Source organism: Oceanimonas sp. GK1, assembly GCF_000243075.1.
Lineage (GTDB): Bacteria > Pseudomonadota > Gammaproteobacteria > Enterobacterales > Aeromonadaceae > Oceanimonas.
Genome location: NC_016745.1, coordinates 335,993 through 350,039, shown reverse-complemented (window position 1 = coordinate 350,039; position 14,047 = coordinate 335,993). Strand labels below are relative to the sequence as shown.

The window sequence follows — 14,047 nt, the reverse complement described above, 5'->3', positions numbered from 1 at the left end:
GCAAACCCAAGTTCGTAATGCGAACTCTAAATTCACCAGGGAGGCGATACCCATGGCCCAATTCATGAGCCTGCACGACGCGGTCGCTCGTTACCTCCAGGACGGCAACACCGTCGCCATGGAGGGTTTTACCCACCTGATCCCCTTTGCGGCGGGTCATGAAATCATCCGTCAGGAAAGGCGCCGGCTGACGCTGATCCGCATGACCCCGGACATTATCTACGACCAGCTGATCGGCGCCGGTTGTGCCGAGCGGCTGATCTTCTCCTGGGGCGGCAACCCCGGCGTGGGTTCCCTGCACCGGCTGCGCGACGCGGTGGAGAAGGGCTACCCCCAGCCCCTCGAGATTTTCGAACACAGCCACGCCGCCATGGCCTGCGCCTATGAAGCGGGTGCCGCCGGCCTGCCGCTGGCGGTGCTGCGCGGCTACATCGGCAGCGACCTGCCCAAGGTGAACCCGCAGATCCGCTTTATCGAATGCCCTTTCACCGGTGAACGGCTGGCGGCGGTGCCGGCGGTGCGGCCCGATGTGAGCATCATCCATGCCCAGCGCGCCGACCGGCAGGGCAACGTGCTGGTCTCCGGCATCGTCGGGGTGCAGAAGGAAGCGGTACTGGCGGCCAAGCACAGCATCGTCACCGTGGAAGAAATCGTCGACGACCTGCAGGCCGACCCCAATGCCTGCGTGATCCCGGGCTGGGCCATCGATGCCATCGCCGAGGTGAAAGGGGGCGCGGCGCCGTCCTACGCCCACGGCTACTATCCGAGAAATAACAGCTTCTACAAGGAATGGGACGCGATCTCCCGGGATCGTGACACCTTCAACCAGTGGCTGGATAAAAACGTATACAACGCAGGAGGGCAGGCATAATGACGCTCGAATACACCGCTTCCGAAATGATGACGGTCACCGCCGCCCGAGCCCTGAGCAACGGCATGACCTGTTTTGTGGGCATCGGCCTGCCCAGCGAGGCGGCCAACCTGGCACGCCTGACCCACGCCCCCGAGGTGGTGCTGATCTATGAATCCGGCACCCTGCAAACCAAGCCCGACATCCTGCCCCTGTCCATCGGCGACGGCGAGCTGTGCGAGCAGGCGCTGACCACGGTGGCGGTGCCGGAGATGTTCCGCTACTGGCTGCAGGGCGGCCATATCGATGTGGGCTTTCTGGGTACCGCCCAGATTGACCGCTACGCCAACCTCAACACCACCCTGATCGGCGACTATCAATCACCCAAGGTGCGCCTGCCCGGTGGTGGCGGCGCCCCCGAAATCGCCTCCAACGCCCGGGAAGTGTTTATCACCCTAAAGCACTCGCCGCGGGCCTTTGTTGAGGCCGTCGACTTCATCACCACCCTGGGCTACGGCCGGGACGGCAAGGGACGCGACGGCGTGCCCAACATCGGCCGGGGCCCGACCAAGGTGATCACCGACCTGTGCGTGATGGCCCCCGATGCCGAGACCAAAGAGCTGGTGGTGGTGTCCTTGCATCCGGGCGTAACGAAAGAGCAGGTAAGCGAGGCCACCGGCTGGCCGGTACGCTTTGCCGATGAGCTGGCCCTGACCCCCGAGCCCTCTGCCGAGGAGCTGGAGATACTGCGCTCGCTCAAGGCCAGAACCGCCGAACACCATGCCAAGCCGGTATCCCAGGAGGCCGCCCAATGAAGCCCGTTTATCTGTGCCATCCCCGCCGCACCGCCATCGGTCGCTTCGGCGGCACCCTGGCGGCGGTCCGCCCCGACGATCTGGCCGCTCATGTGTTCAAGGCGGTGCTGGCCGAGGCACCGGCGCTGGATCCGGCGGCCATCGACGAAGTCATCATGGGCTGCGCCAACCAGGCCGGGGAAGACAACCGCAACGTGGCGCGCATGTCGTCCCTGCTGGCGGGCCTGCCGGTGAGCGTGCCCGGCACCACCATCAACCGCCTGTGCGGCTCGGGCATGGATGCCGTGGGCACCGCCGTGCGTGCCGTTAAGGCCGGTGAGCTGGATCTGGTGCTGGCCGGCGGCGTGGAGTCCATGTCCCGCGCCCCCTTCGTGATGGGCAAGGCCGACACCGCCTTCAGCCGTACCCAGACCATTGAAGACACCACCATTGGCTGGCGCTTTATCAACCCGCTGATGAAGGCCCAGTACGGCGTGGACTCCATGCCGGAAACCGCGGAAAACGTCGCCGAACAGTTCAATATCTCCCGGGAAGATCAGGACGCCTTTGCCGCTCGTTCCCAGCAGAAAGCCGCTGAATCCCAGAAAAATGGCCGTTTTGCCGAGGAAATCGTGCCGGTGGAGATTCCCCGCCGCAAGCAGGAGCCGCTGATCTTTGCCGACGACGAGCACCTGCGCCCGGACACCACGGCAGAGAAGCTGGCCAGGCTGCCGACGCCCTTCCGGGCCGGTGGCAGCATCACCGCCGGTAACGCCTCCGGGGTGAACGACGGTGCCGCCGCCATGCTGATCGCCAGCGAAGCAGCGGTGCAGCGCCACGGTCTCAAACCCATGGCCCGCGTGCTGGGCATGGCCACCGGTGGCGTTGAGCCGCGCATCATGGGCATTGGCCCGGTGCCGGCGGTACGCAAGCTGCTGGAGCGGCACAACCTGACCATGGACGACATCGACCTGTTCGAGTTCAACGAAGCCTTTGCCGCCCAGGCCCTGGCCTGCATGCGGGAGCTGGGGCTGAAGGACGACGACCCCAGAGTCAACCCTAACGGCGGCGCCATTGCCCTGGGCCACCCGCTCGGCATGTCCGGCGCCCGCCTGCTGCAAACCGCCGCCCACGAGCTGCACCGGCAGAACAAGCGCCTGGCCCTGTGCACCATGTGTGTGGGTGTCGGCCAGGGTATTGCTACCCTGATTGAGCGGGTTTAAGGTCGGATTCAGGGAGGTGCCGGTCCAGGCCGGCGTTCCCTTAATTATTTGGAGGCTGAATGTCTTTTCTGAACATCAATGGCCGCGCCGTCGGCTACCGCCTGCTGGGCGATGCTGCACTGCCGCTGGTGGTGCTGGCCCATCCCCTGGGCATGAGCCAGGCGGTGTGGGACGACCTGCTGCCCGCCCTCTTGCCCCGTTACAGGGTGCTGAGCTGGGATCTGCCCGGCCACGGCAGCAGTGCCGCCTGGCACGATGACGCCATTACCCCCGCCGATCTGGCGGCGGAAGTGCTGGCGCTGGTCGGCCAGGCTGGTGCGGAGCGGTTTCACTTCGTTGGTACCTCCATTGGCGGGGTGATCGGTCAGCAACTGCTGAGTGCCAACGCCGAACGCCTGCTGTCCGCCACCCTCACCAATACCGGGGCGGTGATCGGCACCGCCGAGGCCTGGCAAGCCCGCGCCAGGGCGGTGCGGGAACTGGGCCTGGCCACCATGGCGGTGGACATAGTGCCGCGCTGGTTTGGTCCCGCCGCCTGCCAGGCCCAGCCTGCCCTGCTGGCCGGCTGGAACACCATCATGGGCCGGAATGACGCCAACAGTTACGCCCTGCTGTGCGAGATGCTGGGCCGCGCCGACTTCCGTGAGCAACTGCAGGGCCATGGCGTGCCCCTGCTGCTGGTGGGCGGCAGCGACGACGTGGCCACCCCGCCCGACACCCTGCGCACCCTGGCCGAATGCAGCGGCGCCGGCGAGCCGGTGATCCTGGAGCAGGTGGGCCATGTGCCCTCGGTGGAAGTGCCGGCCCGGTTTGCCGAATGGCTGCTGAAACAGTTGGAGTAACCTGCAACGACGGCGCACCCGGTAACAGGGTGCGTCTGCCCCCCCATCCACACTCCCGCTCCCGCCTTAACAGATATCAAGCACTGAACCTGCAAGGGATGACTCGCCATGGACGCTTATCAAGCCGGTGTTGTTTGCACAACATCCCCCGAATCTCGTATCAAAATCGTATTGAGCATGTGTTTCAGTCTCCTGGCCATGATGCTGGTTACGCTTTCCGTTCGACAGGGAGCTCAGGATGGGGCGGCCCTGGCACTGTCTTTATCGGGCATCTTATTGCTCTTGGTGACGGCTTGCCTGGCCCTGCGGTTGCCGGTGAAGATGGTCGAACAGGCAGTAGCTGAGCCGGTTGTGATGGAAACACCACCTTCGCCGCCACCGGTAGCCGTACCCGCGCCCGCAAACACGGCTCAGCCTGCATCCGCTTTGGTCAACCCTCAACGCCTGCTGGCGGACCTGGACAAACTGAGTACCAATGCCGGGCGGATCCTGGAAGAAATGGCACAGGCCGGCGTGCTGGCCCGGCAATCCGGCAACAAGGTGGCCGAGACCGCCCACCGCATTCGCGCCTCGGAGGCCGCGATCCGCTCACTCGCCGGTGATATGGAGAATATCGATCGGATATTCAGTCAGTTGCAGGAGCAATCCGCCGAAATCGGCGCCATTGTGGGCAACATTCAGGACATCGCCAAACAGACCAACCTGCTGGCCCTCAATGCCTCCATCGAAGCGGCGCGAGCGGGGGAGCATGGCCGGGGTTTTGCGGTGGTGGCGGACGAGGTGCGCAATTTGTCCCGCCGGGTGAACCAGTCCAGCGAACAAATTCGGGACATTGCCGAAAACCTGGGGCATTCCGCCGCCAGGGCACGCACCGGGCTGGAGAATATCGATCAGTCCCGCGGCACCTGTTTGCAGGAGGCCAGCCAGGCCCTGGCGGCGATTGACGATATTCAGGCGGGCGCACAGACCCGGATGGAGATTGTGCAGCAGGTCACCCAACGGGTGGGCCATCAGCAGTCGCTGGTGGCGGAGGTGCTGGCAGACATGGCCAGTGCCAAGTAGATGTTGTTTAGCGGTTGACACCCGTTGGCAAAGCATTGTTACTGAGGCTAAACCAACCGAATGCTAGCCACGGAACGAACCAGACGATGCCAAACCAACAGATCCAAATTTTCACCAGTGCCGACGGGCAAGCACAACTGGAAGTGGCGCTGGAGCAGGAAACGGTGTGGCTGAATCAGGCCCAGATGTGTGAGCTGTTTCGCCGCGATCAGTCAGTGATTTCCCGCCACATTCGCAATGTGTTCAAGGAGGGCGAGCTGCCCGAGGAAAGCAATATGCAAAAAATGCATATTGCTGGCTCAGACAAGCCGGTCTCTCGTTACTCACTGGATGTCATCATATCTGTGGGCTATCGGGTAAAGTCCCAGCGCGGCGTCCAGTTTCGCCAGTGGGCGACCCAGGTGCTGAAAGAGCACCTGGTTCAGGGCTACACCCTTAACCGGCGCCGCCTGGCGGAGCGGGGCATCGAGTTCGAGCAGGCGATGAATTTGCTCAGCCGCACCCTGAGCAATCAGGGGCTGGTGTCAGCGGAAGGGGCCGCGGTGGCGGGGGTGATCAGCGACTATGCCCGCTCCTGGAGCCTGCTGCAGGGCTACGATGAGCAGCAACTGGCGGAAATCGGTATCAAACAGCCGGATATGCGCCCGCTGGAGCTGGACGAGGCCTTGGCCGCCATCGGCGAGCTCAAGCAGACCCTGATCGCCAAGGGCGAGGCGACCGAGCTGTTTGGCAGGGTGCGGGGTGATGGCCTGGCCTCGGCGCTGGCCACCATAGAGCAGGGCTTTGGCGATGAGCTGTTCTACCCCAATGTGGCCAGCCGGGGCGCCCATTTACTGTATTTTGTGATCAAAAATCATCCCCTGGCCGACGGCAACAAGCGCTGCGGCTCCTTCCTGTTTTTGTGGTACCTGCGCCGTAATGCGGCACTGCTGGCCCGGCCGGTTGAACAACTAATCAACGACAACACCCTGGTGGCCCTGGCGCTGCTGGTGGCGGAAAGCCTGCCGGATCAGAAAACCCTGATGATCCGGTTAATCGAGCATTTTATCCTGCTCAAGGAGTCGGCTGGGAAGAAGTCTTCATCCACTGACTGAAAAGCAACTGGAACCACAGTGCTTGGTCTGGTTTGCCGAATTGCTGCTGAATTGGCGGTTAAAAAGATAATAAAAAGAAAGGCCTGCAGTTGCAGGCCTTTTCAGTATTAGGTTGTCACTCTCAGGAAGCGGGCTTTTCCTGCTTCTCCGGTACCAGCGGAATGGCCGGCTTGGCGATGAGCGAGCGGGTGTCTTCAATGGCTTCGGTCAGGATCACCTGAATGTGCTGACCCAGCTCGTACACCGGCTGTTTGTCGAGGTAGACCCGGCCGTCGTCCCAGCTGCATTCCAGCCGGTCCCGGTTGGCCAGGATCAGGGAAGACGGCATAAACACCACGGCGCCGTTTTCCTGCAGGCGCAGTTTCACGCCGCCCCGGCCGATGTCGATGATCTCGGCGTCAAAGGGGTGGCCGCTGGCCACCGCCGGTTGCAGGTAGCGCACATACAGCCAGTCGGCGATGTCGCGCTCGGCACGGCGGTGCATGCGGCGCTGCTCGGACAGGTGTACCGCCAGCTCGGCATTGGGGGCGTGGGCGTCGTGGGCCTTCTCGGCCAGAATGGCCTTGATCAGGCGGTGGTTGATGATGTCGCCGTATTTACGAATGGGCGAGGTCCAGGTGGCGTAGGCGTCCAGGCCCAGGCCGTAGTGCTCGCCCGGAGTCACGCTCATGGCGGCGAAGGACTGGAAGCGGCGCACTCGGTTGTCCAGGTAGCTGGTGTCGCGGGCGTCCAGCCAGCGGCGCAGCTCGCAGAAGCCTTCCAGGGTGGTCAGCCGCTCCGGGTCTACCGGGGCGCCGTGCTCCTGCAGCAGTTCCTGCAGCTGGGCCAGCTTCTCTTCGTCAAAGCCGGCATGCACGTTGAACACGCCGGTGCCGCAGTGTTTGGTCAGCCAGTTGCCGCAGGCCAGGTTGGCGGCGATCATCGACTCTTCCACCATCTGGTTGGCGATGCGGCGGTGATCGGCATGAATGGCCACCACGTTGCTGGCGTCGTCCAGTTCAAAGCGGAAGTCGGGACGGTCCGGAAACACGATGGCGTGGGTGCTGCGCCAGGTGTTGCGGGCGCGGGTGAAGGCGGTCAGCTCGCGCAGCTGCTCGGCGATTACCTCGCTTGCGGGCTGCCAGTCGCCGGTGCCTTCTACCCAGTCGGAGACCTTGTCGTAGGCCAGGCGGGCGTGGGAGCGAATGCGGGCGGCAAAAAACTCGGCGTCGTCGGCGACCTTGCCATCGGCATCGATATGAATGCGGGCGCACAGGGCGTGGCGGTCTTCGCCTTCCTTCAGGGAGCACAGCTCGTCGGCCAGGGTGCGCGGCAGCATGGGAATGTTGCGGCCCGGCAGGTAGACGGTAAAGGCGCGCTTGGCGGCGATGCTGTCCAGCTCGCTGTCGTGGGCCACATAGGCGGTAGGATCGGCAATGGCCACCAGCAGCTCCCAGCCGCCGTTATCCCGTTTTTTCACGCTTAGGGCGTCGTCCATGTCCTGGGTGGACTCGCTGTCGATGGTGAAAAAGGGCACTTCGGTCAGGTTCTGGCGGGGCAGGGTCTCTTCCAGCAGCTCCCACTGTTCCCGATCCTGGGGCGCCTGGTTGGCCAGGCTGTTGCGGGCCAGCACCACCCACCAGGGGGCGATGGGATCGTCCACCGCGGCAATCAGCTCCACCACTTCGGCGAAAAAGCCGTTGTCTTTCAGGGCGTGGCGCTTGAGATCCGCCAGTACCCAGTCGCCTTCCTTCAGGTTCTTCTCGTCCAGCCCCTTGCCGGTGCGGGCCTTGATGGCGTCTTTCATCAGCGGGTGATCCGGCACAATATTGAGCCGGTCACGGAACCACTTTACCCTGGCCACAAAGCGGGTCAGACCGGGCTCAAGCAGGGTTTCGGGCTCCACCAACTCCTTGTCGTTTTCGGTGCGCAGCACGGCGGTGATGCGATCGCCGTGCATCACCTTTTTCATGTGGGGCGGCGGAATGAAGTAGCTTTCCTTGTCGCTGACTTCGAGAAAGCCGAAGCCCTTGGAGGTGCCTTTGACCATGCCTTCCTTGGTGGGAAGGGTGTCGCGGATTTGTTGCTTGAGCTGGGCCAGCAGGGGGTTGTCTTGAAACATGTGTCGGGAACCTGTCGAAATATCGGCCTGACTATACGGATTTACCCTTGGATTGCCAAGAAAACCTTGTGTTTTGCACCAATTTGGTGCGTTTTGAGTGGCTGTTTTATCAACAGCCCGGTCCGTAAATCAGGGTGAGGTGACGGGCTTGCGGTTGCCCCGCCAGGTTCACGCCGCTGTGCAGCAAATAACGCAGGCCATCGAGCAGGGCCGGCTGGCCCGGGGTCAGCTCGCCCGCCAGTTGGGCAATGTGGTGGTGACCCAGGCCGCTTTCCAGATTGCCCGCCAGCATCACGTCCACTCCTTGTGCCTGAGCCGCAGTGGCCAGTTGCCGGCACAGTGCCGGCTCGCCCAGCAGGGACGGGCGCAGCACCAGAGCCTTCAGCTCGTCAAAGACGACCGGCACCCGGCCGCCGCAGCGCTCGGCACTGAGTGCCACCGGCCAGCCGTGCTGCCGGGCAAGGGCCTGAGTGCTTGCCTCATCCACACCGGGGTCCAGCAGCCAGTGAATGGCGCGGCGGTCGATGTGCCGCCAGAGATCCATCAGCTGTGCTTCGCTGAGGCGGCCGCCGGCATCCAGCACCAGTCTTAGTCCGGGCACCAGAATAGACAGCTCCCGCACCAGGCCGGCGTCAAACTGCACATCGCCGGTCAGGGTCAGCCAGGCCTGAGTGGGATGCACTCGGCGGCAGCGCCAGGCGCGAATAATGGCTTCCCGTTCCCCTTCCAGCAGCGGCAGGCTGGGGGCGGGGGGCGCGGTGAGTGGCATGAGCGCACAGCCCAGCCCAAAACGTATCCAGGGGAGTGTGGTATTGGGTTCAAGGCCTTGTTCAAGCTGTTTGCAGGCGGCCAGCAGTTCGGTTTCGGTGGCGGCCGGATCGGCGGTTACCGGCGGGGCCACCTCGGCCCAGTGGCCGTTAATATGGACATAAAAGCCGTGGCGGCGGCGCACGGTCACGCCGTCGATCAGCTTCTCTTTGGTCAGGGGCAGGGCATAGCGGTAAACCGAAATGGACATGGCAAGGCGCTCAGCTATTTACTTTCACATAAAGGTAACATGGTGGCACGGTGAGCGACAGAGGTGTTTATTGCCGGGGCCGAGTGAGTATCATAAGGCCACTTCTACAAGAGGGAATTTGTTTTCATGCCCCTGACGACCTGGCTGCTGGCCATTCGCCCCAAAACCCTGCCGCTGGCGGTGGCCTCGATTGTGCTGGGAGCGGCGTCTGCCTGCACCATCCATGCCGGCGTGCTGGCATTGGCGCTGCTCACGGCGCTGCTGTTGCAGATATTGTCGAACCTGGCCAACGACTACGGCGACGGTCTGCGCGGCACCGACGGCCATGAGCGCATCGGGCCGGCCCGAGTGCTGGCCTCGGGGCGGGTCACGGCGGCGCAGCTGCGCCGGGCCATGGTATGGGTGGTGGGGCTGGCAATGGCGAGCGGACTGGCGCTGCTGACCTTGGCGCTGGGCAGCAACCTGGCCGCCTGGCTCGGGTTTTTGCTGCTGGGAGCGCTGTCGGTGCTGGCGGCGCTGGGTTATACCCTGGGCCGGCGGCCCTACGGCTACTCGGGGCTGGGAGATGCGGCGGTGTTTGTGTTCTTCGGCCCGGTGGCGGTGCTCGGCACCGGCTGGCTGATGCGGCCCGAACTCACCGCCACCGGTGGCTGGGCGGCATTGGTGGCGGGGTTGCTGTCGATGGCGGTGCTCAACATCAACAACATTCGCGATCTGGACGGTGACCGCCTGGCCGGCAAGCACACCCTGGCGCTGCGGCTGGGGCTGCCCCTGGCCCGGGCCTGGCAGGGCGCGGTGCTGGCGCTGGCCCTGCTGGCGGGCGAGCGGCTGATGACCGGCTGGGGATATCTGGCATTGGCGGGGCTGTGGCCACTGGCCCAAGGGCTGAAGCTGGTGCTAACCCGTGAAGGCGCCGAGCTGAACCGGGCACTGGCGCTCACCGCCAAGGGTACCCTGGTATTGACCGCCGGGCTGGCATTGGGGTTGGTAACGGCCTGAACCTGCGGGGGTGTGCACTGTCGTCGGCCAAAGGGCACTGCTTCTCCGGCACGCCGTAAACCCTTCCATGGGGGCTCCGTTGCGCCATCCATGGCGCAAAGGGCACGGCGAAGCAGACACCCTTTGCCCTCCTTGGAATGTATGGAGCTGACTGACAGCAAGCAGACAACACCGATGTTGCTCGAAGCAGCAGCAGGGATTGCCGTAACCGACCATCAAATGCCATGGATGGCATTTGCTGAGCGCTACATGGAGGTACTCGCAGCGTGTCGGTGGAGGCAACCCTGTTGTTGCTTCTGGTAGAGGAACATCAGGCCGTGTGCCATCAGCCACCTTATGCAAAAAAGTAAGCGCCCGGTACGTTTTCGGCTGTGGACGGGCCGGAGAACGCCTTTGCTTTTGTGAACTTGGTCTGGTTATACTGCGACCATCTTGTCGGAGTGCCCTTTTGGGCTGAGACCGCGAAAGCGGGATCCGTTGAACCTGATCAGGCTAATACCTGCGAAGGGAAGCAAGTAAAGAACCCGCCACCGGATGTACGCAGTTCTTTATCAACACTCCCGACAAGCATTTTCACCCTATGGATAAAAGTGAGATTGCTATGTCAACCAAAGTAAACCGTCGTGAAGTTCGCAGCCAGGCCCAGGAATACATTCACAACCTGAAGGGCGAACCCTTTCCGAATTCCTCCCGCATTTATCTTGAAGGCTCACGCCCGGATATAAAAGTCGCCATGCGCGAAATCGCCCTGGCCGACAGCTTCAAGGGCGGTAGCGAAGACAACCCCATCTTTGAACCCAATGCACCGGTACCCGTGTACGACACTTCCGGTGCCTACGGCGATCCCGAGTCCGAAATCGATGTGCGCAAGGGCCTGCCCCCGCTGCGTCAGCAGTGGATCCTGGAACGTAACGACACGGTCGAGCTGGCCAGCGCCACTTCCCACTTTACCCAGCAGCGCATGGCCGACGACGGCCTGGATCACCTGCGTTTCGAGCACCTGCCCAAGCCGCGCAAGGCCAAGATCGGTCAGTGCGTGACCCAGATGCATTATGCCCGTCGCGGCATTATCACCCCCGAGATGGAATACATCGCCATCCGTGAAAACATGGGCCGTGAGCGGGTGCGCGACGAACTGCTGCTCAAGCAACATCCGGGCGAAAACTTCGGCGCCAACCTGCCGGAAAACATCACTCCCGAATTCGTGCGCAAGGAAGTGGCCGAAGGCCGCGCCATCATTCCCGCCAACATCAACCACCCGGAAGCCGAGCCCATGATCATCGGCCGCAACTTCCTGGTGAAGATCAACGCCAACATCGGCAACTCGGCGGTGACTTCCTCCATTGAGGAAGAAGTGGAGAAACTGGTGTGGTCCACCCGCTGGGGTGCCGACACCGTTATGGACCTGTCTACCGGCCGCTACATTCACGAAACCCGTGAGTGGATCCTGCGCAACAGCCCGGTGCCCATCGGTACCGTGCCCATCTACCAGGCGCTGGAAAAGGTGAACGGCGTGGCCGAAGACCTGACCTGGGAAGTGTTCCGCGACACCCTGATCGAGCAGGCCGAGCAGGGCGTGGACTATTTCACCATTCACGCCGGCGTGCTGCTGCGTTATGTGCCCATGACCGCCAAACGGGTGACCGGCATTGTGTCCCGCGGCGGCTCCATCATGGCCAAGTGGTGTCTGACCCACCACAAGGAAAGCTTCCTGTACGAGAACTTCCGCGAAATTTGCGAAATCTGTGCCGCCTACGACGTTTCCCTGTCCCTGGGTGACGGCATGCGTCCCGGCTCCATCGCCGACGCCAACGACGAGGCCCAGTTCGCCGAACTGCACACTCTTGGGGAACTGACCAAAATCGCCTGGGAATACGACGTGCAGGTGATCATCGAAGGTCCCGGCCACATTCCGATGCACATGATCAAGCGCAACATGGAAGAGCAGCTCGAGCACTGCCATGAAGCCCCCTTCTACACTTTGGGCCCGCTGACCACCGACATCGCCCCGGGCTACGACCACTTTACCTCCGGCATCGGCGCCGCGCTGATCGGCTGGTACGGCTGTGCCATGCTCTGTTATGTGACGCCCAAAGAGCACCTGGGCCTGCCCAACAAGGAAGACGTCAAACAGGGCCTGATCACCTACAAGATCGCCGCCCATGCCGCCGACCTGGCCAAGGGCCACCCGGGCGCCCAGATCCGCGACAACGCCATGTCCAAGGCGCGCTTTGAGTTCCGCTGGAACGACCAGTTCAACCTGGCCCTGGATCCGGAAACCGCGCGGGAATACCACGACGAGACCCTGCCTCAGGAATCGGGTAAGGTGGCGCATTTCTGCTCCATGTGCGGACCCAAGTTCTGCTCCATGAAGATCACCCAGGACGTGCGTGACTACGCCGCCAGCCTGGAGAACAACATTCAGGTGCAGCTGGTGGGCATGGACGGCCAGCCCGAGCTGGTGCAGGCCGGCATGGCGAAAATGTCGGAAGAATTCAAGAAACGCGGCGGTGAGTTGTATCACCAGGCCGACAAACTGGAGCGAGAATCTCTATGACCAAACCCATCGTCTGGACCATTGCCGGTTCCGACTCGGGCGGCGGGGCCGGCATTCAGGCCGACCTGCACACCATTCAGGCACTGGGCGGCCACGGCTGCTCGGTGATTTCCGCCATCACGGCGCAAAATTCGGTCTCGGTGTCCATGGTGGAGCCGGTGCTGATGCAGGCCTTTACCAGCCAGCTGGTGTCCCTGGCCACCGACATGCAGGCCGCCGCCATCAAGATTGGCCTTCTGCCCGGCGGCCTGCGGGCCGAGGTGCTGGCGCGCTACCTGAAAGAATACCGCCGCCAGTGGCAGCCCTGGGTGGTGCTGGATCCGGTGGCCATCGCCAGCACCGGCCAGTCCATGGCCGAGGCCAACCTGCTGCCGGCCATCAAGACCCACCTGCTGCCAGAAGTGGATCTGATCACCCCCAACGCCGTGGAGCTGGAAGCACTGTCGGGCATCGCGCCCGACTCGCCCCAGGCCCTTCGGGCCGGCGCCGCCGCCCTGCGGGAAATGGGTGTCGGTGCCGTCCTGGTCAAGGGCGGCCACCTCGACTGGACCGGCGATCAGGCCATCGACTTCTACAGCGACGGCGAGCGGGAAATCTGGCTGGCCAGTCCGCGTCTGGACACGCAACACGGTCATGGCACCGGCTGCACCCTGTCCTCGGCCATTGCCACCGCCGTGGCCCTGGACTACCCGATTGAGGACGCCCTGGTACTGGCCAAGGCCTACGTCAACCAGGGCCTCAAGGGCGCCGAAGGCATCGGCGCCGGCGCCGGCCCGGTGGCGCACCTGGGCTGGCCGACCAACCTGGCCGACTTCCCCGCCGTGGTCATGCCGGGCAGCAAGTTGGCCGAGCAGTTGGGTATAAGTGGTCCGCATCCCCAGGGCGCTTTTGCCGCCATGGACACCAACCAGCTGGGCCTGTACCCGGTGGTGACCACGGTCGCCTGGCTGGAGCGGCTGCTGAAGCAGGGCGTTCGCACCCTACAGCTGCGCATTAAAGACAAGACCGACGCCGAGGTGGAAGCCGACGTACGCGCCGCGGTTGAGCTGGGCAAGCGCTACAACGCCCGCCTGTTCATCAACGACTACTGGCGTCTGGCCATCAAGCACGGCGCCTACGGTGTGCACCTGGGCCAGGAAGACATCGAGGTGGCGGATCTGGAGGCCATTCGCGCCGCCGGTCTCAAGCTGGGTCTGTCCACCCACGGCTATTATGAAATGCTGCGGGCCCGGGAGCTGAAGCCCTCCTACCTGGCGCTGGGGCATATCTTTCCCACCCGCACCAAGGACATGCCGTCCCGGCCCCAGGGCCTGGAGCGGCTGCACCGCTACGTGGCGCTGATGCAGGACGAGTTCCCGCTGGTGGCCATCGGCGGCATCAGCAAGGACCGGGTGCCGCTGGTGGCACAAACCGGTGTGGGCAGCATCGCCCTGGTCACCGCCATTACCGAGGCGGCGGATCCGGACGCGGCGACCCGGGAACTGCTGCAAATGGTGGAGGGGTAATC

11 protein-coding genes and 1 riboswitch are annotated in these 14,047 nt (G+C 63.5%); of the genes, 9 read left to right on the top strand and 2 right to left on the bottom strand.

The annotated features are described in order from the left end of the window. Nucleotides 1–52 precede the first annotated feature (52 nt). From GU3_RS01740 to rhuM, 6 genes are all read left to right on the top strand, one after another. On the top strand, nt 53–871 hold the full coding sequence (locus GU3_RS01740; protein ID WP_014290839.1) for a CoA transferase subunit A: 819 nt from the start codon (nt 53–55) through the stop codon (nt 869–871). After that, nucleotides 871–1,665 carry a CoA-transferase subunit beta gene (locus tag GU3_RS01735; protein WP_014290838.1) on the top strand — a complete coding sequence of 265 codons (795 nt, stop codon included), beginning with the start codon at nt 871–873 and terminating at the stop codon, nt 1,663–1,665. Before GU3_RS01740 ends, GU3_RS01735 begins: the two co-directional genes overlap by 1 nt. Next, nucleotides 1,662–2,867: a 3-oxoadipyl-CoA thiolase gene (gene pcaF, locus GU3_RS01730; protein ID WP_014290837.1), complete on the top strand. Its 1,206-nt coding sequence runs from the start codon at nt 1,662–1,664 to the stop codon at nt 2,865–2,867. Before GU3_RS01735 ends, pcaF begins: the two co-directional genes overlap by 4 nt. 59 nt (nt 2,868–2,926) lie before the next feature. Further along, the gene (locus tag GU3_RS01725; protein WP_014290836.1) at nt 2,927–3,709 is read left to right on the top strand and encodes an alpha/beta fold hydrolase; all 783 of its coding nucleotides are present in this window, start codon (nt 2,927–2,929) and stop codon (nt 3,707–3,709) included. Between the two features lie 108 nt (nt 3,710–3,817). Continuing rightward, nucleotides 3,818–4,771 (top strand): methyl-accepting chemotaxis protein, encoded by a 954-nt coding sequence (locus tag GU3_RS17300; protein WP_083829430.1) that lies wholly within the window; start codon nt 3,818–3,820, stop codon nt 4,769–4,771. A gap of 86 nt (nt 4,772–4,857) precedes the next feature. Further along, complete coding sequence (gene rhuM, locus GU3_RS01715; RefSeq protein ID WP_014290834.1) at nt 4,858–5,865, top strand: virulence protein RhuM/Fic/DOC family protein; 1,008 nt, start codon at nt 4,858–4,860, stop codon at nt 5,863–5,865. A 121-nt stretch (nt 5,866–5,986) separates the two neighbouring features. On the opposite strand, the gene GU3_RS01710 is transcribed toward rhuM, so the two are convergent. Both GU3_RS01710 and GU3_RS01705 read right to left on the bottom strand, forming a co-directional pair. Next, nucleotides 5,987–7,966, bottom strand: a complete 1,980-nt coding sequence (locus GU3_RS01710) for an exoribonuclease II (RefSeq protein WP_014290833.1) — start codon at nt 7,964–7,966, stop codon at nt 5,987–5,989. 109 nt (nt 7,967–8,075) lie between these two features. After that, entirely contained in the window at nt 8,076–8,984 is a 909-nt protein-coding gene (locus tag GU3_RS01705) for an o-succinylbenzoic acid (OSB) synthetase (RefSeq protein WP_014290832.1), read from the bottom strand. A 126-nt stretch (nt 8,985–9,110) separates the two neighbouring features. Here GU3_RS01705 and menA point away from each other — a divergent pair, with 126 nt between their 5' ends. The 3 genes from menA to thiE all read left to right on the top strand — a co-directional run bounded on the left by menA (nt 9,111) and on the right by thiE (nt 14,045). Beyond that, nucleotides 9,111–9,983: a 1,4-dihydroxy-2-naphthoate octaprenyltransferase gene (gene menA / locus GU3_RS01700; RefSeq protein ID WP_014290831.1), complete on the top strand. Its 873-nt coding sequence runs from the start codon at nt 9,111–9,113 to the stop codon at nt 9,981–9,983. 426 nt (nt 9,984–10,409) lie between these two features. Next, nucleotides 10,410–10,511, top strand: a riboswitch (TPP riboswitch). A 73-nt stretch (nt 10,512–10,584) separates the two neighbouring features. Beyond that, nucleotides 10,585–12,540: a phosphomethylpyrimidine synthase ThiC gene (gene thiC / locus GU3_RS01695; protein ID WP_014290830.1), complete on the top strand. Its 1,956-nt coding sequence runs from the start codon at nt 10,585–10,587 to the stop codon at nt 12,538–12,540. Beyond that, a complete protein-coding gene (thiE, locus tag GU3_RS01690; protein WP_014290829.1) occupies nt 12,537–14,045 on the top strand; it encodes a thiamine phosphate synthase in 1,509 nt (502 codons plus the stop codon). The genes thiC and thiE overlap by 4 nt, the downstream gene beginning before the upstream one ends. The last annotated feature ends 2 nt before the right edge of the window (nt 14,046–14,047 follow it).

Bases quoted from the DNA above. Each gene is read 5' to 3' on its own strand.
- GU3_RS01710 (WP_014290833.1), bottom strand. From the start codon at position 7,966: ATGTTTCAAGACAACCCCCTGCTGGCCCAGCTCAAGCAACAAATCCGC.
- GU3_RS01735 (WP_014290838.1), top strand. From the start codon at position 871: ATGACGCTCGAATACACCGCTTCCGAAATGATGACGGTCACCGCCGCC.
- GU3_RS01740 (WP_014290839.1), top strand. From the start codon at position 53: ATGGCCCAATTCATGAGCCTGCACGACGCGGTCGCTCGTTACCTCCAG.
- GU3_RS01705 (WP_014290832.1), bottom strand. From the start codon at position 8,984: ATGTCCATTTCGGTTTACCGCTATGCCCTGCCCCTGACCAAAGAGAAG.
- GU3_RS01725 (WP_014290836.1), top strand. From the start codon at position 2,927: ATGTCTTTTCTGAACATCAATGGCCGCGCCGTCGGCTACCGCCTGCTG.
- thiC (WP_014290830.1), top strand. From the start codon at position 10,585: ATGTCAACCAAAGTAAACCGTCGTGAAGTTCGCAGCCAGGCCCAGGAA.
- GU3_RS17300 (WP_083829430.1), top strand. From the start codon at position 3,818: ATGGACGCTTATCAAGCCGGTGTTGTTTGCACAACATCCCCCGAATCT.
- rhuM (WP_014290834.1), top strand. From the start codon at position 4,858: ATGCCAAACCAACAGATCCAAATTTTCACCAGTGCCGACGGGCAAGCA.
- thiE (WP_014290829.1), top strand. From the start codon at position 12,537: ATGACCAAACCCATCGTCTGGACCATTGCCGGTTCCGACTCGGGCGGC.
- pcaF (WP_014290837.1), top strand. From the start codon at position 1,662: ATGAAGCCCGTTTATCTGTGCCATCCCCGCCGCACCGCCATCGGTCGC.
- menA (WP_014290831.1), top strand. From the start codon at position 9,111: ATGCCCCTGACGACCTGGCTGCTGGCCATTCGCCCCAAAACCCTGCCG.